The 22,291-nt window shown below is 64.8% G+C and carries 23 protein-coding genes; 10 read left to right on the forward strand and 13 right to left on the reverse strand.

Translation table 11 applies throughout. The features are described from left to right. Positions 1-45 precede the first annotated feature (45 nt). From JC607_RS22760 to JC607_RS22775, 4 genes are all read right to left on the reverse strand, one after another. A complete protein-coding gene (locus tag JC607_RS22760) occupies positions 46-1,227 on the reverse strand; it encodes a VWA domain-containing protein (RefSeq protein WP_198839024.1) in 1,182 nt (393 codons plus the stop codon). 17 nt (positions 1,228-1,244) lie between these two features. Next, positions 1,245-1,412 carry a hypothetical protein gene (locus JC607_RS22765; RefSeq protein ID WP_198839025.1) on the reverse strand — a complete coding sequence of 56 codons (168 nt, stop codon included), beginning with the start codon at positions 1,410-1,412 and terminating at the stop codon, positions 1,245-1,247. 57 nt (positions 1,413-1,469) lie between these two features. Further along, positions 1,470-2,849, reverse strand: coding sequence for a DUF2927 domain-containing protein (locus JC607_RS22770; RefSeq protein WP_198839026.1), 1,380 nt, complete (start codon positions 2,847-2,849; stop codon positions 1,470-1,472). Positions 2,850-3,588: 739 nt separating this feature from the next. Next, positions 3,589-4,428, reverse strand: a complete 840-nt coding sequence (locus tag JC607_RS22775) for a MoxR family ATPase (protein ID WP_198839027.1) — start codon at positions 4,426-4,428, stop codon at positions 3,589-3,591. 183 nt (positions 4,429-4,611) lie between these two features. On the opposite strand from JC607_RS22775, the gene dksA reads away from it, so the two are divergent. Next, a complete protein-coding gene (gene dksA / locus JC607_RS22780) occupies positions 4,612-5,034 on the forward strand; it encodes an RNA polymerase-binding protein DksA (RefSeq protein WP_092901232.1) in 423 nt (140 codons plus the stop codon). A gap of 142 nt (positions 5,035-5,176) precedes the next feature. Further along, positions 5,177-6,358: an FAD-dependent monooxygenase gene (locus tag JC607_RS22785; RefSeq protein WP_198839028.1), complete on the forward strand. Its 1,182-nt coding sequence runs from the start codon at positions 5,177-5,179 to the stop codon at positions 6,356-6,358. A gap of 6 nt (positions 6,359-6,364) precedes the next feature. Here the strand turns inward: JC607_RS22785 and xth are convergent, their stop codons facing one another. Both xth and pheT read right to left on the reverse strand, forming a co-directional pair. Then, entirely contained in the window at positions 6,365-7,144 is a 780-nt protein-coding gene (xth, locus tag JC607_RS22790) for an exodeoxyribonuclease III (RefSeq protein ID WP_198839029.1), read from the reverse strand. Positions 7,145-7,199: 55 nt separating this feature from the next. Next, positions 7,200-9,620 (reverse strand): phenylalanine--tRNA ligase subunit beta, encoded by a 2,421-nt coding sequence (gene pheT, locus JC607_RS22795; protein ID WP_198839030.1) that lies wholly within the window; start codon positions 9,618-9,620, stop codon positions 7,200-7,202. Between the two features lie 517 nt (positions 9,621-10,137). Between pheT and JC607_RS22800 the strand changes: the two genes are divergently transcribed. The 3 genes from JC607_RS22800 (at position 10,138) to JC607_RS22810 (ending at position 12,033) form a co-directional block, all read left to right on the forward strand. Further along, positions 10,138-10,671 (forward strand): hypothetical protein, encoded by a 534-nt coding sequence (locus tag JC607_RS22800; RefSeq protein ID WP_198839031.1) that lies wholly within the window; start codon positions 10,138-10,140, stop codon positions 10,669-10,671. 185 nt (positions 10,672-10,856) lie between these two features. Next, positions 10,857-11,630 (forward strand): DUF6478 family protein, encoded by a 774-nt coding sequence (locus JC607_RS22805; RefSeq protein WP_198839032.1) that lies wholly within the window; start codon positions 10,857-10,859, stop codon positions 11,628-11,630. A 10-nt stretch (positions 11,631-11,640) separates the two neighbouring features. Then, positions 11,641-12,033, forward strand: coding sequence for a hypothetical protein (locus JC607_RS22810; protein WP_198839033.1), 393 nt, complete (start codon positions 11,641-11,643; stop codon positions 12,031-12,033). A 116-nt stretch (positions 12,034-12,149) separates the two neighbouring features. Here the strand turns inward: JC607_RS22810 and JC607_RS22815 are convergent, their stop codons facing one another. From JC607_RS22815 to map, 3 genes are all read right to left on the reverse strand, one after another. Next, positions 12,150-13,634 (reverse strand): acetyl-CoA hydrolase/transferase family protein, encoded by a 1,485-nt coding sequence (locus JC607_RS22815; RefSeq protein WP_198839034.1) that lies wholly within the window; start codon positions 13,632-13,634, stop codon positions 12,150-12,152. Between the two features lie 134 nt (positions 13,635-13,768). After that, positions 13,769-14,239 (reverse strand): aminoacyl-tRNA deacylase, encoded by a 471-nt coding sequence (locus tag JC607_RS22820; RefSeq protein WP_198839035.1) that lies wholly within the window; start codon positions 14,237-14,239, stop codon positions 13,769-13,771. Further along, entirely contained in the window at positions 14,239-15,060 is an 822-nt protein-coding gene (map, locus tag JC607_RS22825) for a type I methionyl aminopeptidase (RefSeq protein WP_198839036.1), read from the reverse strand. The genes JC607_RS22820 and map overlap by 1 nt, the downstream gene beginning before the upstream one ends. Positions 15,061-15,225: 165 nt before the next feature. Between map and JC607_RS22830 the strand changes: the two genes are divergently transcribed. Genes JC607_RS22830 through JC607_RS26205 form a run of 3 tightly spaced genes read left to right on the forward strand, consistent with a single transcriptional unit; the run spans position 15,226 to position 17,747 of the window. Continuing rightward, positions 15,226-15,945: a molybdopterin-binding protein gene (locus tag JC607_RS22830; protein WP_198839037.1), complete on the forward strand. Its 720-nt coding sequence runs from the start codon at positions 15,226-15,228 to the stop codon at positions 15,943-15,945. Then, on the forward strand, positions 15,942-16,649 hold the full coding sequence (locus JC607_RS22835) for a GNAT family N-acetyltransferase (protein WP_198839038.1): 708 nt from the start codon (positions 15,942-15,944) through the stop codon (positions 16,647-16,649). The genes JC607_RS22830 and JC607_RS22835 overlap by 4 nt, the downstream gene beginning before the upstream one ends. Positions 16,650-16,703: 54 nt before the next feature. Then, the gene (locus tag JC607_RS26205; RefSeq protein WP_198839039.1) at positions 16,704-17,747 is read left to right on the forward strand and encodes an OmpA family protein; all 1,044 of its coding nucleotides are present in this window, start codon (positions 16,704-16,706) and stop codon (positions 17,745-17,747) included. Positions 17,748-17,847: 100 nt separating this feature from the next. Here JC607_RS26205 and JC607_RS22845 read toward each other — a convergent pair whose 3' ends face one another. Further along, positions 17,848-18,753 carry a LysR family transcriptional regulator gene (locus JC607_RS22845; RefSeq protein ID WP_198839040.1) on the reverse strand — a complete coding sequence of 302 codons (906 nt, stop codon included), beginning with the start codon at positions 18,751-18,753 and terminating at the stop codon, positions 17,848-17,850. Between the two features lie 479 nt (positions 18,754-19,232). Between JC607_RS22845 and JC607_RS22850 the strand changes: the two genes are divergently transcribed. Then, positions 19,233-19,496 carry an EF-hand domain-containing protein gene (locus JC607_RS22850; RefSeq protein ID WP_198839041.1) on the forward strand — a complete coding sequence of 88 codons (264 nt, stop codon included), beginning with the start codon at positions 19,233-19,235 and terminating at the stop codon, positions 19,494-19,496. Between the two features lie 1,148 nt (positions 19,497-20,644). Next, positions 20,645-21,076: a cytochrome c gene (locus tag JC607_RS22855; RefSeq protein WP_198839042.1), complete on the forward strand. Its 432-nt coding sequence runs from the start codon at positions 20,645-20,647 to the stop codon at positions 21,074-21,076. Between the two features lie 76 nt (positions 21,077-21,152). Here JC607_RS22855 and JC607_RS22860 read toward each other — a convergent pair whose 3' ends face one another. Genes JC607_RS22860 through JC607_RS22870 form a run of 3 tightly spaced genes read right to left on the reverse strand, consistent with a single transcriptional unit; the run spans position 21,153 to position 22,165 of the window. Next, positions 21,153-21,455 (reverse strand): I78 family peptidase inhibitor, encoded by a 303-nt coding sequence (locus JC607_RS22860; protein WP_198839043.1) that lies wholly within the window; start codon positions 21,453-21,455, stop codon positions 21,153-21,155. 37 nt (positions 21,456-21,492) lie between these two features. Beyond that, positions 21,493-21,801, reverse strand: a complete 309-nt coding sequence (locus JC607_RS22865) for an I78 family peptidase inhibitor (RefSeq protein WP_198839044.1) — start codon at positions 21,799-21,801, stop codon at positions 21,493-21,495. Positions 21,802-21,826: 25 nt separating this feature from the next. Beyond that, positions 21,827-22,165 (reverse strand): I78 family peptidase inhibitor, encoded by a 339-nt coding sequence (locus tag JC607_RS22870; RefSeq protein ID WP_198839045.1) that lies wholly within the window; start codon positions 22,163-22,165, stop codon positions 21,827-21,829. Between the last annotated feature and the right edge of the window lie 126 nt (positions 22,166-22,291).

Consider the following 22,291-nt stretch of genomic DNA (forward strand, 5'->3'; position numbering starts at 1 on the left):
TTGTACGAATGTGCCATCCTGCCCCGCGCCTGGCAAGAGGCGCGTTCAGCGCAGCGCTTTCACGCCGCGCGTGATGCCGTCCAGGGTCATCGGCACCATGCGACCCTCGAAAATGGCGTCAATCATCCGGGTGGACTGGCTGTAGCTCCATTGTCCTTCGGGCACCGGGTTGATCCAGAGATGATGCGGCCATTGTTCGGTGGCGCGGGTCAGCCAGGTCTGGCCGGATTCGCGGTTCCAGTGCTCATTGGCGCCGCCTGGATGGCTGATCTCATAGGGTGACATGGCGGCATCGCCGACAAAGATCGCGCGCCAGTCAGGCCCGTGGCTGCGCAGAATATCCCAGGTGGGCGTCTGATCCGTCCAGCGCCGCTGATTGTCTTTCCAGACGCCCTCATAAAGGCAGTTGTGGAAATACCAGGTCTCGAGATGGCGGAATTCGGATTTCGCTGCCGAAAACAGCTCTTCCAGCACTTTCACATGCGGGTCCATCGAGCCGCCAATGTCGAGGAACAACAGCACCTTGACCGCATTGCGGCGCTCTGGCCGCGTCTGTACATCCAGCCAGCCCTGTTTCGCCGTGGCGCGGATGGTGCCGGCAAGGTCGAGCTCTTCCACCGCGCCATCCCGCGCCCAGCGGCGCAGCGCGCGCAAAGCCAGCTTGATATTGCGCGACCCGATCTCGGCTTTGTCATCAAGGTTGCGGAATTCGCGCCTGTCCCAGACCTTGACCGCGCGGCGGTGGCGGCTCTCGTTCTGGCCGATGCGGATGCCTTCGGGATTGTAGCCATAGGCGCCGAAGGGCGAGGTGCCGGCGGTGCCGATCCATTTATTGCCGCCCTGATGGCGGCCTTTCTGTTCTTCCAGCCGCTGGCGCAGCGTTTCCATCAGCTTGTCGAAGCCGCCAAGCGCCTGGATTTCGGCTTTTTCTTCTGCGGTCAGGAATTTCTCGGCCAGCTTTTCCAGCCAGTCGCCGGGCAGGTCCAGCGCTTCGATCACCGCCTCATCCGGGATCTGATCGAGGCCTGCAAAGGTCGCGGCAAAGGCGCGGTCATAACGGTCGAGATGACGCTCATCCTTGATCAGAGTGATCCGGCCAAGATGGTAAAAGGCGTCGATATCATTGGTCGCAAGCCCCGCCTCCAGCGCCTCGAGAAAGGCGAGAAATTCGCGCGGGCTGACCGGCACAGCTTCGCGGCGCAGCGTCTCGAAAAAGGGCAGGAACATCGCGCCGCCCCCTGGTGTCAGCCGAAGAAGCGCAGGAGGATGACTTGCGCGAAGAGGCCGGTCACCCCCAGCAAAAGCCCGATCCCAAAGGCATATTGCGCCATATCTGCCGCTTTGCCGCCCAGCTGGCGGGCGCGGATCGCGCCGATCACTGCCCCCAGAAGGAACCCCCCGATTGCCAGCATTCTGTTCGCCCCCGTCCTGCCTGTCTGGGCCGGTCGGGGGCTGCCTCAGCCCGGCGATCAGCCGCGGAAGAGGCCGCGCAGCCCGAGCGCGCTGATTTCACGCGTCCGCGCCCGGATATTGGCCTCAGAGCCGAAGCCATAGCGCGCAAGCGGCTGGCTGTCCACTCGCAGCCGGTCAGCCTCGGCCTTGCGGCCCAGCATGTCGAGCGCCTCCGCGTGGATCAGCTGGGTGGTGGCCAGGAGTCCGTGGTTTTGCGACTGACGGATCACCGGGATCGCCCGTTCGGTGAAGCGCAGCGCCTGGTCGGGCTGGCCATTGGCCAAAGACAGCGCGGCCAGTTGCATGTCGATATGCGCGACATAGACGGCGCCGGCCGGCTGGGTCCGCCAGATCGCAGCGGCTTTGGTGAATTCCGACACGGCTGCGACACGGTCCGATCCGACCAGCAGCCGCGCATGGGCGAAATAGGCAAAGGCGAGGCGGCTGTCTTTCCAGCCCTGGGCATGGGCCATCGCAATCGCCTTCTCGGCGGCGGTTTTGCGGCGTGCAGTGCCATAGCCCGGGTTCAGCGCAACCGCGATAAGTTCCTTCCAGGCCGGCGACGTGATCGAGATGTCCTGGGTCAGCGGCCCGCCGGTTCCGAAAATTGCCGGCATCTGGGCGGTAACCTCGGCCTTCGACATGCCAGAGCGCAGCTTTGGCGAATACCAGGCGCGCAGGATCTTCATGTCGAAATCGGTCAGCACGGCCTGGAAATTATCGTCATTAAAGACCGAATCGGTCAGCCGGTACATGTCGTTCAGGGGGCCCATCGCCTGGGCCAGTTCCTCATGCAGGCAGTCGCGCACTTCCTGCGGGCTGGCATCCGAGGGCGCGAAAATACCGACGGTCTTACGCTCGGTCACGCGGGTCCAGTCGACGCGGTAGGTGCCGCGATTGGCCTGGTATTCCGCGAGGCTGGAGACATTGGGGACCACGAAACAGGCGGCATTCGGAGCGGCACGGCTGAGCTCGCGGCGGGTGCTGAATTCGATGGTGACGGAAGCGGGTTCCGAGGCGCTCACTCGGCGCACATTGATGCCGGCCTCGCTGCGAAACCGCTGCAGCAGGCGGTCGAGATCGGCGCCGGCGGTGGCGGGAACAGTGCCGGTGAGGGACACGGTGACCGGCCCTTCAAAGCGGCTGAAATACGGAAGCTCGCGCCCGCTTTCCAGCCGGAAGCCAAGCCCGAGGAAGGCGGCTGTCATATCGGCGGGGCTGTGACGCACCGAGGCAACCGGCGCCAGACCCGCAACGGGGTCTACGAAAGCCGGGGCTGAAAGGGTGCCTGCCTCGGTGGCCGGAAGCAGCCGTCCCTTGGTTACATCGGCATTGGGCGCGGGTGCGCAGGCGGTAAGGGCCGCCAGGGCGGCGGCAAGCAGCGGAATGTGTCGCATTGAGTGGCAGCTCGATCTTTGCGTGCGGGGGTTTGCCCCCGGCTGTTGCATTGGCCTCCGGCCAGGCCAGCACGCGATGCCCCCGCATCACATGCTGGCCTGAGCCGATGGTGGTCCGTGACGAGCGCATCCGACGGCGCGGTAACGGGGGGGCGAGCAGACATATGGGTGCCCCCCGGAACCGCGTCGTTCACAGCCGTCCCAGGGACCTTCCGGGCAGCGATGCGCGATATCTCTGACGGCAGGGCGATCCGGGCAGGGATGCGCTGGCGGTCAGAGAATGCTGGTGAAGAGGGATGGAGTGCGGCAAGACCCGCCGGTTGCGACCGGTTGGACCAGACATTGTCCGGGCCGCCGGTACGTCCGGTCGCGGTCAGAACGATGTCCATTGTTGCCGACATATAGGTTGAGTCTCCATCACCAAAGCTTCTGTGTTTCTATTCAACACAATCCCTTTGTCGTGATCGGGGCCTGTATGTGTCAATTGCGCGGAATCTGCGTGTTCAGCGAGTCACTAGCCATCGCGGTCACTTTTGCTTCAGGAACCAGATATGGCCCAAAATTGTCACACAATATTTCAATATGTTTCAGAAATTGCAATGTCGTGATGTGATTGTGGCAAGATCGTGGCGTAATCGGGGCAAAGTCGCCCGAATCGTCCCTCAGGCTGGATACAACACAGGGGCAGGATTCGGGCAAAAGCAATTCGGGGTTGATCCGCTGTCGCGCGACCCGGGCCTCAGCGATTCCCCCGTGACATGAAGGCCAGCCGCTCGAAAAGCTGCACATCCTGTTCGTTCTTCAAAAGCGCGCCATGCAGTTTCGGCAGCAGGTGCCGGGGATCCCGCGCGAGGTCTTCGGGCGCCAGATCTTCCGCGAGGATCAGCTTCAGCCAGTCCAGCACCTCCGAGGTCGAGGGCTTCTTCTTCAGCCCCGCTGTCTCGCGGATGGCAAAGAACTCGGTCAGGGCGGCGGTCAGCAGGGTTTCCTTGATATCGGGGAAATGGACACGGATGATCGCGGCCAGGGTCTCGGCATCGGGGAAGCGGATATAGTGAAAGAAACAGCGGCGCAGAAAGGCGTCGGGCAGCTCTTTCTCATTGTTCGAGGTGATGATCACCACCGGCCGTTGCCGGGCCTTCACCGTCGCGCCGGTTTCATAGACGTGGAACTCCATCCGGTCGAGCTCCTGCAGCAGGTCATTCGGGAATTCGATATCGGCCTTGTCGATCTCGTCGATCAGCAGCACGACCCGCCCGGGCGCGTCGAAAGCCTGCCAGAGCTTCCCGCGCCGGATGTAATTCTGCACGTCATGGACCCGGGCATCGCCAAGCTGGCTGTCTCTGAGCCGGCTGACCGCGTCATATTCATAGAGCCCCTGCTGGGCGCGGGTGGTGGATTTCACATGCCATTCGATCAGCTCCATGCCGAGGCTGGCCGAGACCTGACGCGCGAGCTCGGTCTTGCCGGTCCCGGGCTCTCCCTTGACCAGCAGCGGGCGGCCCAGAACCACTGCCGCATTCACCGCCACGGCGAGGTCGGGAGCCGCGATATATCCTGTGGTTGACTGGAATTTCATGTGTTCACACGCCCTTGCCGGATTGGGTGGCCAATGGGCCTCGCGGACCCTATCGGCGCGGTGAATTTATCGCAACTGCTAGTGACATTGCTGCCCACATGGGCTAAATGCCGCGCCAACAGGAGTGCGCATATGACAGAAGCCCACCTGTCGGCGCCCGCCGGCGACAAGGAGAGATCTGCGATGAAGGCCGAAGTTTTCCTGCCCGACGATTACCGCCCCGCCGAGGGCGAGCCCTTTATGAATGATCGTCAGCTGGAGTATTTCCGTCGCAAGCTGATCATCTGGAAGCAGGAACTGCTTGGCCAGTCCGCCGAGACCCTGGGCAACCTGACCGAAAGCGGTCGCAATGTGCCCGATCTCGCTGACCGCGCCTCGGAAGAGACCGACCGCGCGCTGGAACTGCGCACCCGCGACCGGCAGCGCAAGCTGATCTCGAAGATCGACTCGGCGCTGCGCCGCATCGAGAACAACGAATATGGCTATTGCGAAATGACCGGCGAGCCGATCAGCCTCAAGCGGCTGGATGCGCGCCCGATCGCGACCATGACGCTCGAGGCGCAGGAAAAGCACGAACGCCGTGAAAAGGTACATCGCGACGACTGAGGGCGGTCATAGGCCCGTTCCGGGACTGCGCCAGCTGCGGCAAGGCTTGCAACCAGGCCGCTGACACAGGAAAAGAAAGCCGGGCTTTTGCCCGGCTTTGTCATTGCCGGCGGGCTGACCGGTTTCTCAGGATCAGGACAGAATGGCGCTCAAAGACCAGGCGGTGACCATACTCGGGGCGGGGGTTGCGGGTCTTGCGCTGGCGCGGGCGCTGGCGCTGAAAGGCGCGCGGGTGATCGTGATGGAACAGGCCGATGCCATCCGCGAGGTCGGCGCCGGTTTGCAGATCAGTCCGAATGGCGCGCGGGTTTTGCAGGCGCTTGGCCTTGGGCCCGCGCTGGAGGCCGCTGCGCTGCGTGCCGGGGCGGTCGAGCTCTGCGACGGCTTTGATGGCAGCCTGGTGACGCGGCTCGATGTGGCGCGGCTCCGCCCTGATCAAGGCTGGCATTTCCTGCATCGCGCCGATCTGATCTCGCTTTTGCTTGATGGCGCCAAAGCCGCCGGCGCCGAGCTGCGGCTGTTGCAAAAGGTGCGCCGCGTCGATCTGAGCGGGGCGCAGCCGGTGGTTGAGACCTGCACCGGTGCGCTGGAACCCGCCTCGATCCTGATCGGGGCAGATGGGCTGCAATCCCATACCCGCGCCGCGCTGAATGGCGAGGCGAAACCGGTTTTCACCAGGCAGGTTGCCTGGCGCTGCCTTGTGCCCTGCGATCCGTCCGAGCCGAAGGTTGCCGAGGTCCATATGGGGTCTGGGCGGCATCTTGTCAGCTATCCGCTGCGTGGCGGCACGCTGCGCAATATCGTCGCCGTCGAAGAGCGCGACCGCTGGACCGAAGAGGGCTGGTCTATCCGCGATGATACGATGGAGATGCGACTGGCCTTTGCCGATTTCAGCCCGCGGGTGAAGGGCTGGCTCGACCAGGCCGAGGATGTCTGGCTCTGGGGGCTTTTCCGCCATCCGGTCGCGAAGACCTGGGTCCGGGTGCTGCCCGAAGGTGCGGTCGCGCTCATTGGCGATGCCGCGCATCCGACTTTGCCCTTCCTCGCCCAGGGCGCGAATATGGCGCTGGAGGATGTCTGGACCCTGGCGGCGATCCTGGAACGCCACGGCACGGCCGGGCTGGTGGCCTATCAGGTGGCGCGGGCACGGCGCACGCAGCGCATCGTGACGGCGGCCAGTCGCAATGCGCGCGCCTATCACCTTTCAGGCCCATTGCGGGCGGTGGCGCATCTGGGGCTGCGGCTTGGTGGCCGCATCGCGCCAGGTGCCGCGTTGTCGCGGTTCAACTGGCTTTACGATTACGATGTGACGAAGATCGGCTGAGGCTGCTTACGCCGCCAGGCGCACCCAGACCGGCACATGGTCTGACGGCTTGTCCCCGGCGCGCACATCCTTGTCGATGCCGGTCTCTTCCAGCAGGTCCGCCGCCTGGGGCGTCATCAGCACATGGTCGATGCGGATCCCGTTGCCGCGCTCCCAGGAATTGGCCTGGTAATCCCAGAAGGTATAGACGCCAGGGCGCGGGTCGCGGGTGCGGATCGCTTCGGTCAGGCCGAGGTTCAGAAGCCTGCGGAACGCAGCCCGGCTTGCGGGCAGGAAAAGCGCATCCTCCAGCCAGGCCTCGGGCTTTGCGGCATCCTCGGACTGGGGGATCACATTGTAATCGCCTAAGAAAAGCGTCGGCTCTTCCAGCGCCAGCAGATCGCGCGCGCGGGCCTCAAGCCGTTCCATCCAGGCGAGTTTATAGTCATATTTCGGCCCAGGCGCAGGGTTCCCGTTCGGCAGATAAAGCCCGCAGACCCGGACCACACGCGGGCCTTCGACCACGGCCTCGATCCAGCGCGCCTGTTCGTCGCTGTCATCCCCCGGCAGGCCCCGTGTCACGTCGGAAAGCGGGTATTTCGACAGGATCGCCACCCCGTTGAAGCTTTTCTGGCCATGGGTTTCGACCTGATAGCCCATCTCCTCAAAGAGCTCGCGCGGGAAGCCCTCATCGACGGATTTGATCTCTTGCAGACAGACCACATCGGGTTCGGCCTCGCGCAGCCAGCGCGGCAGTGCCTCGATCCGGGCCTTGATGCCGTTTATGTTGAAGGTGGCGATCTTCATGGCATTCTCCCGGAGAGGTGAGCGGCGCGAGGAAAGGCCCCCGCGCCGGAAGGGGTTACGAGCGCAGCGCGCCGCCGGTCGCCTTGGTGACCTTTTCGATGACCTTTGCCGAGACGGCTTCGATATCTGCGTCGGTCAGCGTGGCGGCGGTCGGTTGCAGCCGGACGGTCAGCCCGAGCGATTTCTTGCCCGCGCCCATCTGTGCCTCGGCCTTGTCGCCGGTGAAGTGGTCAAAGACGCGGACAGATTCGATCAGGGCCTTATCGGCACCAAGGGCGGCGTTGACGGCGACCAGCGCCTCGGTCCTCGCATCGACCACAAAGGCGAAATCGCGCTCGACGGCCTGGAGGTCGCTGATCACCAGCGCCGGGCGGGTCGGTGTCTTCACCTTGGGCGCCGGGATATTGGCGATCTGCACGGTGAAGCCGACCGCCGGGCCTTTGACCCCCATTGCGGCCAGCACGCGCGGATGGATCTCGCCGTAAGTCGCAAGCGTGTTCGGCCCAAGGCCAATCACGCCCGAGCGGCCGGGATGCCACCAGGCATCGACCTTGCGGGTGATCTGCACCTTGGCGGGCGCGCCAAGCGTGGCCAGCACCGCCTCGACATCGGCCTTCGCATCGAACAGATCGACCGGTCGGCGCGAGGCCCATGGATCGCGCGGGGCCGAGGCGCCGACCAGAAGTCCCGAGGCCAGCAGCACCTGTTCCCCGGGCTCGCCGCCAGAGAAAACCGGGCCAACCTCGAAAAGCGCCATATCCTGGAAGCCGCGCGCCTGATTGCGCGCCGCCGCCGCCAGCAAACCCGGCAGCAGGTCGGGGCGCAGATGGCTCATCTCGGACGAGATCGGATTGTCGACTTTCACCGCATCCGTGCCACCCCCGAACAGGGCCGCAGAAGCGCCGTCGATAAAGCTGTAGGTCACGCATTCATTATAGCCGAGGCCGGCGATCTGGCGCCGCGCCGCTTTCTCGCGGATCTGCATCGGCGTCAGGATCGGCTTCGGCACGCCCGGGAGCGCGCGGGTCAAAGGCGCGCCGACCAGTTTGGTCAGGCTGGCGATCCGCGCGACTTCCTCGACCAGATCCGCCTCGCCCTGGACATCGGGCCGCCAGGAGGGGGGCGCGGCCATCAGCCCGTTCATCGTGAAGCCAAGGGCTTCCAGCGTGCGGATCTGTTCGGCCTCGGGGATCTCCATGCCGACAAGGCTGATCAGCCGTGCCGGGTCCAGCCGGTAGGCACGGGTGGTGTCGGGGGCGGCGCCATCGCTCACAACATGGCTGGCCTCGCCGCCGCACAGATCCAGCACCATCTGCGTCGCCAGTTCCAGCCCCGGCAGGGTGAAAGCCGGGTCAACGCCGCGCTCGAACCGATAGCGCGCATCCGAGTTGATCTTGAGCGCGCGCCCGGTGGCGGCGACGGTGATCGCATCCCAGAGGGCGGATTCCAGAAAGACCGTGGTGGTCGCGTCGGTGCAGCCCGACTCCTCGCCGCCCATGATGCCGGCCAGGCTTTCCGGCCCGCGCGCATCTGCGATGACCATATCACCGGCGCGCACAGCATAGGTCTTGCCATCCAGCGCCAGCAGGGTCTCGCCGGCTGCTGCCGGGCGGATATGCAGCGCGCTGCCCTCCATCCGGTCGACGTCAAAGACATGCAGCGGGCGGTTCAGCGCGAAGGTGAAATAGTTGGTGATATCGACAAGCGTCGAGATCGGGCGCAGCCCGATGGCTTTCAGCCGGTTTTGCAGCCAGGCGGGCGAGGGCCCGTTCGTCACCCCCCGGATCACGCGGCCCGCGAAATGCGGCGCGGCTTTGGCTTTCAGCGCAGGCTCGATCCTGACCGTCACCGGGCTGTCGAACGTGCCGGCAACCGGCGTGATTTCCAGCGGTTTCAGTTGGCCCAGACCCCGCGCGGCCAGATCACGCGCCACACCCCGGATGCCGAGCGCATCGGGGCGGTTCGGGGTGATCTTGATCTCGATCACCGGGTCATTCACGCCCTTATAGTCGATGTAGCGCGCGCCCAGCGGCGCATCCGCCGGCAGTTCGATAATGCCGTCATGATCGTCTGACAGCTCCAGCTCGCGTTCGGAACACAGCATCCCGTTTGAATCGACGCCGCGGATATTGCCGGGTTTCAGATCAACCCCGGTGCCGGGCACATGGGTGCCCACCGGCGCGAATACACCCACCAGCCCGGTTTTCGCATTGGGCGCGCCGCAGACCACCTGGACCTCAACCGGATCCGATCCCGGCCCGCCCGGATAGGTCGCAACACGGCAAACACGGAGCCGGTCGGCATTGGGGTGCTGCACCGCCTCGATCACGCGGCAGATGCGGAAGGCCCCGAGCCGTGCCGCCGGGTCTTCGATCCCCTCGACCTCAAGCCCCAGATCGGTCAGCGCATCGGCGATTTCTGTGACGGAAGCGCCGGTTTCCAGATGGTCTTTGAGCCAGGAGAGGGTGAATTTCATCGTCAGGTTCCGCTGAGGCGAGGCTATAGGGCAGCCGGTGGTGTCGCAGGTGGGCAGTCGCTTGTATCGCAAGGGCATTAGCGCAACGGCGCTCAAAGGGAAAGGCGGCAGCGGCATTTGCCCTGTAACGGGCAGCAGGAATGACCCGGACGGCAAGCCCGGCGCCGCGACAGAATGCTTGCCCGGAAGGGCCGGGCGATTTAACCATCATTGGACCGTTACCCGCCCGAAAATATGCCGGAGCACATGACTGACAGTATGACAGGCGGCGGGCCGGGCAGTGTGAAGGAAAAGTGCTTTGTATGACGCGCCTCTGATTTCAACCTCGACGATTTCCCGGACTAAGCAGATTGCGGCCCCGACCAGGCCCCCAAACAGGCCCGGGGCCAGATCCGGGGCCAGATCCGGGGCCAGATCCGGGAGCAGAGGCCCGCGCCTCTTCGCCTGGCTTGCCTGCGCCGCGCTGCTCTCGGCCTGTGTCGCGCCCGGTGGAACGGGCGGTGGCACAGGGGGCGGTATGGCCAGCAAAGGCGGCGCGATGAGCTTTATCGGCGGCGAGATCCGGATCGAGCCACCCGCCGGCTATTGTATCCATCCCGGTGCCAGCAGCGATTCGTCCGATAGCGCGGTGGTGCTGATCGGTGAATGCGCGACGAAAGGCGCCGTGGTCCCGGCGGTGATCAGCGTGACCATCGGCGGCGAGGGATCGGCCGAGATCCTGCAATCCGGCGCCAAAGCGCTGTCGGATTATTTCATGTCGCGCCCCGGTCGCGCCGCCCTTGCACGTGATGGCAACCCTGCCTCGGTCGTCGTGCGCCAGACCGCGCTGTCGGGAGGCGCGCTGGTCATGCGGATGTTTGACCGCCAGGTGGGGGAATACTGGCGCGCGGTGCTGGGGCTGCGGGGGCGTCTGGTCTCGGTCTCGGTCATGGCGCCCGAGACGAGCAGCCTGTCCCCCGACCAAAGCCGCGCGCTGCTGGAAAAATCCATCACTTCGATCCGCGCCGCCAATGGCTCGACGGTGAAAAAGCCAGCGGTTGCGGCACCCTGAAAAGGGCGCCAGGGATCTGGCCCGCAGCGGGGGCGATGTTTTCTGCTGCAACACCCGGCCCGGCCTGCTAACCAGGGCATGGGCCAGATGTGGGCCAGACATGGGCCAGGGACTGTTCCGGCGGGCGGCGCACAACGCGGCATCCGGCCCCGGGAATTTTGGCCAGACAGACGAAACGGAAAGCAATGGCAGGGCGACTGAGAGAGAAACTTGACCGGCTCATCTTCCGCCGCGCGCTGGCGCGCTGGTCGGAAAACGCCGGCGCAGCCGCCACCACCCCGCTTGACCGCCTGCGCAGCCTGCGCGGCCTTGCTCGCCAGACCCGCCGCGAGGTCGACCGCGTGCTGTTCGAGGCCGAATACCGCCTGACCCTGCCGCTGATCGGTGCCGGATCCTTCCGCCGCCTGCCGGGCACCGACTGGGCCTGGCGCCCGGATCTGTGGAAAGGCCCGATCCCCGTCCCGGGCATGACGGCGGTCGAGGGCAAATCGCTGATCTGCGAGGGCACCACGCTGTTCCATGACTGCCGTCGTTCGGAACTGACCGTTCGCCAGCTGCGCAATACCCGCGAAGAGGATGTGGCGCCTTTTGGTTTTCGTATGGATGTCTTCCGCTTTGACGGCAGTTTCCTGTCACTGGTGCTGGATCTGCCCGATGCGGCGGCGCAGGGGCTGCGGCTGCGGCACCTGATCCGGCTTGACGCCATCATCGAGGTGGAAAAGCCGCTCGAAGTCTTTGCACGGCTGAACATCCGCCATGGGCCGAATGTCGAACAGGTGGTGCGCGAGCTGCCGCTGAACGGCAAAGACGCCTGTGTCGAATTCGACCTCGCCTATACGAGGGTCAATGAGAAACGGATCGAAAAGCTCTGGATCGACCTGATTTTCGAAGGGCCCGAAATGAACCAGGTGACGCTGCGCGATCTGACGATCAGCCGGCGCCCCAGGGCCGAACTGTAAGGAGTCGACCATGCCGGACGCCGTCACCCTGACCCGCACCCGCATCCGCGCCGGCACCTGGGAGGGGATCCTCTCGGGCGCAGGCGACACCGCCCCGACCCTTGAAGTCACGCTGGATGGCGCCCTGCAACCTGGCGTCACCGTCACCCCGATCCCCGGCCGCTCCGGCGATTACGCGGTGAAAGTGCCGGTCCGGTCCGAGATGCTGTCGGAAGGGGTCCAGACCTTCCTGATCCGGCGCAAAGGCGCCCCGGCCGAGCCGGTGCTTGCCCATTTCACCATCATCACCGGCGTCGCCATGGAAGACGATCTGCGCGCCGAATTCGACCTCCTGCGCGCCGAGCTCGATATGCTCAAACGCGCCTTCCGCCGCCATTGCCTGGAAGCCGCCGGACAAGGCTGACTTCCGGCTGAGCCCGCGCGGGCGGACAGTTCCGGGACTGAAGCATCCCGGGCTTCCTCTTGACGTAAATACTCCCCCGCCGGAGGCGCTTCGCCCCCTGAACGGGGGCGAAACCGTCACATCCGGCCGGTTTTCCTGAGCCGGACATGCCAGGACAACGCATCTTCCAGAATATGCGGCGTATGGCCGCCAAAGCTCAGCGCCCGCTCATAGTAATCCGCAAGGCCCGCCCGCCAGTCGGGATGGGCGCATTCGGCGATGATTCGCACCGCCCGCTCGCGCGGCGCCAGCCCGCGCAGATCCGCAAGCCCCTGTTCCGTCACCAGAATATCCACGTCATGTTCGGTGTGATCGACATGGCTGACCATCGGCACCACCGAGGAAATCGCGCCCGCTTTCGCGATCGACTTGGTCACAAAGACCGAAAGCATGGAATTTCGCGCGAAATCCCCCGACCCGCCGATCCCGTTCATCATATTCGTCCCCATCACATGGGTTGAATTCACATTGCCGTAAATGTCGAATTCCAGCGCGGTATTGATCGCGATCAGCCCCAGCCGGCGCACCACTTCGGGATGGTTCGAGATCTCCTGCGGCCGCAGGATCAGCTTTGGCTTATAACGGTCGAACTGCGCCATCACCCTTGCATTGCAGTCGGCTGACAGGGTGATCGACGAACCCGAGGCGAAACTCAGCTTGCCTGCATCCATCAGGTCGAACGTGCTGTCCTGCAGCACTTCGGAATACATCCGCATGTCTTCAAACGGGCTGTCGATCAGCCCATGCAGCACCGCATTCGCAATCGTCCCGATCCCGGCCTGTAAGGGCGCGAGCCGTTTCGTCAGCCGTCCCGCCGCCATCTCGCCCTCGAAAAACCGGATCAGATGGCCGGCAATCGCCCGCGTCTCATCATCCGGGGGCGAAATCGCCGCCGCCGAATCCTGTTTCTCGGTGATCACAATCGCGGCGATCTTCTCGGGCGGAATGGCGATCCAGGGCGTGCCGATCCGGCTGTCCACCGTCACCACCGGAATCGGCATCCGGTTCGGTGCATAGGTCGGGATGAACACGTCATGCAGCCCCTCGAACCCCAAAGGCTGCGAGAGGTTGATCTCGACGATCACCTTATCCGCCAGAATGGCGAAACTCGCGGAATTGCCGATCGAGGTCGTGGGAATGATGCCGCCCTCCGCAGTGATTGCCACCGCCTCGATCACCGCGACATCCACCCCCGGGATCTGGCCACGCCGGAGCTGTTCCACGGTTTCCGACAGATGCTGGTCGATGAACATCACTTCGCCCGCATTGATCGCCCGGCGCAGCCCCGGATCCGACTGGAACGGCATCCGCCGCGCCGTCACCTTCGCTTCCGCCAGGATCTTATCTAGGTCATGGCCGAGGCTCGCCCCGGTCAGCAGCGTGATCTTCAGCGGATCGGATTTTGCCCGTTCCGCCAGCGCCAGCGGCACCGCCATCGCCTCACCCGCGCGGGTAAAGCCCGACATGCCGACCACCATCCCGTCCCGGATCAGGCTTGCCGCCGCAGCGGCAGAGACCACCCTGTCGCGCAGGGCCCCGTGGCGGATCCGGTCCTCATACATGGCAGTGCTCCTGTGGCATCATGGCTGGCTGACCCCTGCTAGGGGCTGCGCGCCTGTCACGCAACTTTTGTATGCGAAAGTATGCGAAGACCTGATATGCAAAATATGCATACACGCATCAATAAATGCATATCTCAGGCGATCAGAGCCGCCGCTTTGCCACCGCTCACCGTCAGCGCATCCCCGGGCGCAATCCCCAGCAATAGCCCGCGCTGGCCGGCATTGATCCAGACCTTTTCCGCCGTCGAGACCGTCACTTCCAGCGCAACCGGCACCGCTTTGCGCTGCCCGAAAGGCGATATGCCGCCGGTATGATAGCCGGTCAGCTTCTCGGCCTTTGCCGGCAGCATCATCGCCGCCTGTTTGCCGCCAAATGCCGCCGCCACCTTCTTCATCGAGAGGCTCGCATCCGACGGGATCACACAGCAGGCGGGCTTGCCATCCACTTCGACCATCAGGCATTTCAGCGCGAGATGCGGGTCAAGACCAAGCGCCTCAGCCGCCGCCATGCCGATCTTTTCCGCCCCCGGATCATAATCATAAGGGTGGAGCGTGAATACCACACCTGCGCGCGTCAGCTGATCGGTGCCGCGCGTCGCCGCCATTATGCTGCCGCCTGGTCCCAGGTCCGGAAAAAGGTGCCCGCAGGCGAGAGGGTAAAGATCTCGCAGCCGGTGGCGGTCACCCCGATCGAATGCTCATATTGCGCCGAAAGCGATTTGTCGCGCGTCACGGCGGTCCAGTCATCGGCCAGTGTCTTGGTCTCGGGGCGGCCCAGATTGACCATCGGTTCGATGGTAAAGAACATGCCTTCCTCGAGGATGATCTTATCGGCGCTGCGGGTATGGTAATGCAGCACATTCGGCGGCGCATGGAACACCAGCCCCAGCCCGTGGCCACAGAAATCGCGCACCACCGACATGCGCTGCGCCTCGACATGGGTCTGGATCGCGCGGCCGATATCGCCAAAGCTCGCGCCGGGCTTCACCTCGGCAATGCCGCGCATCAGGCTTTCATGCGTGACCTCGATCAGCCGCTCGGCCTTGCGCGGCATCTTGCCGGCCGCATACATCCGGCTGCTGTCGCCATACCAGCCATCGACAATCACCGTCACGTCGATATTGGTGATATCGCCTTCGGCCAGCACCTTCGGCCCCGGGATCCCGTGACAGACGACATGGTTGATCGAAATGCACGAGGCATGCTGATAGCCCTTATAGCCGATGGTCGCCGAAATCAGCCCGCGTCGCCGGATCTCTTCGCGGATGAAATCGTCGATGGATGCCGTGGTCACCCCCGGCTGCACCAGAGGCGCAACCATGTCGAGGATCTCGGCCACCTGCCGCCCCGCCGCACGCATCCCCGCAAAATCCGCCTCTTCATAGATGCGAATACCGTCCTTTGTGATCCGTCCGCGCGTGTCCATCGCCCCTCGCTTTCAAGGCTTTAGATAGGCAATCGCAAATAAAAACACCAGAGCCACCGGGGCCCTGCCATTTTCTGTCTGTAAATATCCTCCGGGGGTGTGGGGGTGGAAAACCCCCACCGCCGCGCTATACCTCTATGCGCAACGCATATGAGGAAGCCCCGCATGGCCAATCCCAAAGCCGCAATGCTGGTGATCGGGGACGAGATCCTCTCCGGCCGCACCCGCGATTCCAATCTCTGGCACCTGGCGGGCGAACTGACCCGCGCCGGGATCGATCTGACCGAGGCCCGTGTGGTCGGTGACGCGCATGCCACCATCGTCGCCGCGGTCCGGGCGCTTTCGACCTCGCATGACTATGTCTTCACTTCGGGCGGCATCGGCCCGACCCATGACGATATCACCGCCGATGCGGTGGCCGAGGCGATGGGGGCCGCGATCTCGCACCGCGCGGATGCGATGGCGCTGCTCAGGGCGCATTATGACCGCCAAAGCCTCCCCTTCAACGAGGCCCGCCAGCGCATGGCCCGGATCCCGGATGGCGCGGTGCTGATCGACAATCCGATCTCGGTCGCGCCCGGCTTCATCCTCGGCAATGTCCATGTCATGGCAGGGGTGCCGAATATCTTCGAATCCATGCTGGCCTCGGTCCTCCCACGCCTCACCGGCGGCGCGCCGCTTTTGTCGCAAAACCTGCGTGTCATGCGTGGCGAGGGCGAGATTGCCGGCGATTTTGGCCGTCTGGCCGAAGAGTACCCCGATCTCAGCATGGGCTCTTACCCGTTCCAGCAGAACGGCGCCTTCGGCACCAATCTGGTGATCCGTGGCACCGATCCGGGGCGGCTTGATCAGGCGATGATGCGTCTTGTGGGGATGTTTGGATGAACTGGCCGGGAAAACTCATAGCCGATGTGATGGAGGCCACCTGGCCGCCCTTTGCGACCCATGATCTGGGGCCGTTCCACCTGCGCGACGGGGCAGGGGGCGGCAAACGCGTCTCGGCGGCCACCGTGCATGGCCCCTTGAGCGAGGCGACGCTCAGCGCTGCCGAGGCCGCGATGGCCGAGCCGCTTTTCACGATTTACGATGGTGACGCAGCCCTTGACGCCGCGCTGGAGGCGCGCGGCTATGAGGTGATCGACCCGGTGGTGATCTATGCGGCTCCGGTCGCGGATCTGCAAAAGGACCTGCCGCCGCTCGCCGCTTTCCCGCATTGGCCGCCGCTGGAGACCGCGCGCGAAATCTGGGAACAGGGCGGGATCGGCCCCGCCCGGATCCGGGTGATGGAGCGCGTGACCGGCGCGAAGACCGCGATTCTCGCGCGGCACAGCGACCGCCCGGCCGGCGCCTGTTTCGTGGCGCTTTCCAGGCATCATGCGATGATCCATGCGATCGAGGTCGCGCCGCATATGCGCCGCCAGGGCGCAGGCGCCAGTCTTCTGGCTGCGGCGGCAAACTGGGCCGCAGATGCGGGGGGCCATTCGCTCAGCCTCGCGGTGACAGAGCAGAACACCGCCGCCCGCGCGCTTTATGATCGCGCCGGCATGTCGATTGTGGGAAAATACCATTACCGGATCCGGAAGGGCTGATTTCAGACTCTTCGGTCCGGTCTGACCGAGGTCGTTACAGGGTTTCCGTTCGCCGTGACCTTCCGCTTGCCCCTGCCGGCCCTTGTGCTGGTTCTTGTCCCTGTGCTGCCCTTCGCCGCGCCGCAGCCCTTGCGCGCGGCAGAGCCATTTCAGCCGCTGTTCTCTTATCCTGTGGCCGGGGCCACCGCGCAGCCTGCGGCCTATGACAGCTATGATCTGCCGGTGGCGCCCTGGCAGAATGACGAGCTGACCGTGGAAACCTTCGAGGGCCAGGTCGACCGCCGCGCCTGGCAGCTGGAAAGCGCCGGCGCCTCGCCCCTGGAATTGCTGGCGCCGTTGCGCGACCAGCTTCAGGCGCTTGGCTACGAGGTTGTGCTGGATTGCGAGGCGCGCAGATGTGGCGGCTTTGATTTCCGTTTCGCAACCGAGGTGCTGCCAGAGCCGGGGATGCATGTCGATCTGAACGAATTCCGCTTTCTTTCTGCCCGCCGGGGCGGTGAGGCCGTGGGGCTGATGGTCAGCCGCTCGGCCAGCGCGGGATTTGTGCAAATGATCTCGGTCGGACGTGAGGCGCTGCCGGCGCCAATCCCGGGTATTGGGGGCCCGGGTATTGGGGCCCCGGGTAATTTGGAGCCGGCTATTTCGGGCACAAGCCCCGGTCGGCCAGATCCTGTGGCGGTTCCCCTGATCAAACCCGTGACGCCTGCCGCCCCCGGGGCTGAGGCAGACGGGCAGTCGCGGCTTGATGCCGGTCTGCCTTTCGCGCTGGATGATCTGGTGTTCGAGACCAGCTCCGCCGCGCTCAGTGATCGTGACTACGGCTCGCTCGCGCTGGTCGCGGCCTGGTTGCAGGCCGATCCGGCCCGGCGTCTCATCCTGGTCGGGCATACCGATCTCTCGGGCGCGCTTGGTGCCAATATCGCGCTGTCGAAGCGGCGGGCCGAGGCGGTGCGTCAGGCCCTGATCACCGATTTCGGCATTCCGGCCGCCCGGATGACTGCCGAAGGTGCCGGCCCGCTTGCGCCGCGCGCCAGCAATGCGAATGATGACGGGCGCCAGAAAAACAGAAGGGTCGAGGCCATTCCGGCCCCGACCTGAGTTTGGCTTCCCGACAAGGCGTGTAACGGGAAAGCGGAATTTCAGATTCCGGGGCACTCAGCCGCCCCGGGAGGTACCTGTGCGGCTCACCTTTGCGGAGTCACCACTTATCCGGCCCTTTGTCGATAAAGCGGCGCGCGAGGAAGTCGATGAAGGCGCGCACTTTCGGCTGGGTGAACCGGCCCGGCGGGTAGACGGCATAGATGCCCAGAACTTCGGTCGGCAGGCCGGGAATGGCCTCTTCGACCTGGCCCTGACGCATCGAATCCGCATAGAGGAACGAGGGCAGATAAGCGATCCCAAGCCCCGCCAGCGCGGCGTTCAGCAGGCTCTGCCCGTCATTCACCGTCAGCCAGCCATTCGAGCGCACCTGGCGGCGTTCCCCCGAGGGCGCGGTGAGCTTCCAGACATTGCCATTGGCCTGGTTGGAGTAATGCAAAAGCTTGTGTTCGTTCAGATCGTCGATCTTCATCGGGCGGCCGTAGCGCTGGAAATAGCTCGGCGAGGCGATCATGCGCTTGGTGGTCTCGGTCAGTTTGCGGGCGCGCAGGGAACTGTCTTCCAGCTCACCCACCCGGATCGCCATGTCGAACCCTTCCGAGATCAGCTCTACATAACGGTTGTTGAGCACCATATTCACGGTGATATCGGGGTATTCCAGCAGGAAATCTCCCAGAATGGGCGAAAGCAGGTTCACCCCGAAATCGGTCGCAACCGAAATCCTGAGCAGCCCCGAAGGGGCCGATTGCATCGACGTCACCAGCGCATCCGCTTCGCCGGCGTCATTCAGCACACGGCGGGCGCGGTCGTAATAGGCAAGGCCAATCTCGGTCGGTGAGACGCGTCTGGTGGTCCGGTTCAGCAGCCGCGCACCAAGCCGTGCCTCAAGCGAGGAGACATGTTTCGAGACGGCGGATTTCGAGATCCCCATCTTCTTGGCCGCATCTGTGAATCCGCCCTGATCCACAACGGTGGCAAAAGCTTCCATCTCGGTCAGTCGATCCATCGGGTTCCTCGGCAGCAGAATTGAGGGCAGAAAACAGGGGTAGCGTCGCAGCCATCGGGTCCGGAGGTCCGGGCAGCGCAGTCAGCGCATCTTTGCCCGGGAAAGACCCTCCAGATCCTGGGCCTTCGCTCTCTTTGCCCCCCAATTCGGGCGGGATCGGGGCAGAGACGCGACCTATCCGGGGAATTTGCGGGGATCGTTGAAGGCACGGAAACGGCGACCCTGGTCCGGATGGCCGGTTCGCCTCTGCCCATCCGACAGGCAGGGCCTTGCGCAAAGCGCGGGCCGGCCCTGGCGGGAAAAGGGCGCAAAACCGCTCCTGGCGGAGAAAATCCGCGTGCAGGGGCGGTTTCAGCGGGCGATCCCCGCCGGTTGGCAGCAGCTCTTTACCCTGCCGCGATCCTGCCCAGATTGGAGCTCGGGGCCGGTAATGCCGCGCCCCGTCAGACTGAAAACGGAAATACCGAAAGGATGACCCGATGAAACGCCCGATGAAACGGATGGCTCTCTTCGCAATGTCCCTTGGCCTTTTTGCAGGCGCGGCAGTCGCGCAGACCGCGCTTCCCATGATCGAGGACCTGGATGCCAGCGGTGACTGGTCGCATGCCGAGCTGCAATCGGTCTGGCCCGATCTGACCGCAGAGGGCTTCGCTGCCATCGATACCGATGCCAATGGCGCGGTCTCGCCAGAGGAATTGCAGGCCGCAGTTGATGCGGGCCTCGTGCAGCTGCCCGCGCAGTAACGCGGCAGACAGGGAGGGGCGGCGTCCGGGCCGCCCCCGAGGCCTTTCTTCTCCCTTCGCGGCGCGTGAAAGTGGTGCCGCCAGCCGCATGGCCTGTTCAATGGCGCGTTTTGCATCCGGCCCGTCGGGGCCATCCGGGTCGCCAATCAGATGATTTGATATCCCGGCTCCTGCCAGCTGCGCGGCCAGACTGCCCGCTGTCCTGCCCGCTGTCCTGCCGCGCGACAGCACCCTGTTGGCAGAGATCACCGCGTCAGTCTCCGCGCGCTTCGGGACCACGGCCCGGATGCCGCCGCGCCACGCGATCCCGGGCCGGTCGGGCAATGCCCTCAGGGCTCTTCCTTCTGCGGTACCCGTTTCGCGAAGTTCGGCTGGTTGTGGCCTCGCCCTCTTCCCGCAAGACCACCTGATGGCCATGTTTCGCCAACATCATGGCGCCAACCACCCCGCCTCGCGCGTCAAGGCGGCCGATACCGGTGCTCAGCTCATCTGTCCCCGCCGGCGCGGGCGATGGCAGTGGCGATATCTGCGGTCTGCTTCCCGCTCGCGTCTTCATCCGGCTCGCGCGGTGAACAGGGGGACATCGGCCCATAGACCTGGCGCCCGGCAAGGGAGGATCTGCCTGGCGATAGGTCCGGCCTCGACAGGAGCAGCAGCGGTCACCGGGCAATGCGTCGCGCTATCCTGGTCGGCAACCACCCCGGGGCGCCGGGCAACACGCGGTCCTCCGGGTTTGGCGTCGTGCCGTCGGTGACAATCATTCCGGTGCCGCCCCATCCCTGCGCCGCCCCGCGCCCGCCCCGGTATGCCTCGTATTTGCAGCCCGCCCGTCTGCGCGGTTTCCGCGCCTGAGGCCGGCAAGTTCCTGCGGCTCCGGGAGAGGGAACCAGCCTGTCATGGCCGCCCTGCCTCAGCGCGGGTGCTGGTGCCACGCGGGGAAGGTCACCCGCAACGCCGCGGCACTCCACAGGCGTCAGGCCGCTTTTCCTCTTGACTGAAATACTCCCGCCGGAGGCATCCGCCGCTTCCACCCGCGCGCCCGCAGGCATGTTCACGCCGCTGTGAAGCCGGCCGGGATCACCCCGCTATCGCCGTGCCCGGACACATGCTTAACTCCACCCATCCATGTCCAGCACCGGAGCCAGACCATGAGACCCGTCACCGCCGCGCTCTTAACCTCACTCCTGTTCGCAACCGCCGCCTTTGCTGCCGATCCGACCCAGCCCGAAGCCATTGAACGCGCAAAGCTGATGAAAGAGATCGGCCTTACCTCGAAGATCCTTGGCGAGATGGCCAGCGGCAAAGCACCCTATGAGGCCGCTGCCGCCGAAGCTGCCAAAACCGTCCTGATTGCCGCAGCCGGCCAGATCGACACGGTTTTCGCAACCGCAGGCGCAGATGACCCGGTCTCCGAGGCCCTCCCTGCGATCTGGACCAGCTGGGAGGATTTCACCACGAAATCCGCGGGTTTCGGGCAGGCGGCCGCAGCGCTTGACACCAGTTCGGCCGAGACGATCAAGGCCGGTATGGGCACGATCGGCGCAAGTTGCAAAGCCTGCCATTCGGTCTATCGCGAATAATCCCCTTTGGCCTCTTGCCCTGAAAAAAGCCGCGCCGGATCGCTCTGGCGCGGCTTTTCTGGCTTAAAGCACAGGGTCAGGCGCAGCTCATACGGATGATCTTGCCGGCCGCATCCAGTTCGACATTCAGCCGCGTCTGGATGTAATCCATCGTCACCGCCTGGCCCGGCGAAATCACCCGCATCGGATCGCGGCGCCCCGCAAGGCTCGCGAGCATGGCCTGATCCTGACCGATCAGATGGCCGGCGGCGCGGGCGCCGCATGTGTCATCGCCAGGCGCGGGCAGGCTCGGCGTGCTATCCGCAGGGGGCGCAGGGACGCAGGCGCTCAGGGCAAGCCCCGCGCAAAGCGGCAGCAGAATCAGAGGTGACAGGGTCATTGCTTTCTTCCTTCCGTCCGGCGAACCGGGACTGGTGTCAGCCGCAGGTTAGGCTGGTGATGTGATCCTGCGCATCCAGCGCGACATTCAGGCGCGCAGGGTTGAAATCTTCGGTGACCATATCGCCGGGGCGGATCAGGCGCAGCGGGCCGTCCACCTCGTCCCCGGGCAGCGAGGTTGCCGGGCCGCCGGTCAGATGCGCCATGCGATCCGCGCCGCAAAGCGCCGGGTCAGCGACCTGGCGCAGGGCCGGGCTGCCTCCGCCTCCGCCGCTTCCGCCGCAGCCCGCAAGGCCAAAGCCCGCAAGCAGCATCAGTCCAAGTCCAAAGGCGCGGTTTCGCATCATCTTCCTCCCGGCGGTGTCGGTCGATTTAACCACATTCCAGCCGGGTTATGATCCCCTGATTGTCGATATACGCATTGATCCGCTGAGGGTTGTAATCACCCTGATCGACGATGCCGCCTGGCGGGATGATCCGTGACGGGCCGGCAAGGCGCACGGTGCGCAGATTGCCGGAGGGCTGGCCAGGGAGCGCGCTGAGGCTTGCGAGGCGGCAGGTATCTGGCTCGCGTTCGGTCAGAACAGGCTCCGTTATGGCGGGCTGGGCCGCTGCCGGGGCTGCGGGGCGCGAGGGCGGGCGGACAGGCTGAGGCGTACAGGCCGCGAGGCACAGAGAGGCTGCGGCAAACCGGGAAACCAGGCGAAACATATCTCTTCCTGCGTTGCTTTCCGCCCCAGTCTGGCCCAGGTTGCGCGCGATTGTTAAGGGAGAAATATCAGCCATGCGTACCCGTGCCGCCGTTGCTCTTGCCGCAGGCAAACCGCTGGAAATCAT

Source organism: Paracoccus sp. IB05, assembly GCF_016405985.1.
GTDB lineage: Bacteria > Pseudomonadota > Alphaproteobacteria > Rhodobacterales > Rhodobacteraceae > Pseudogemmobacter.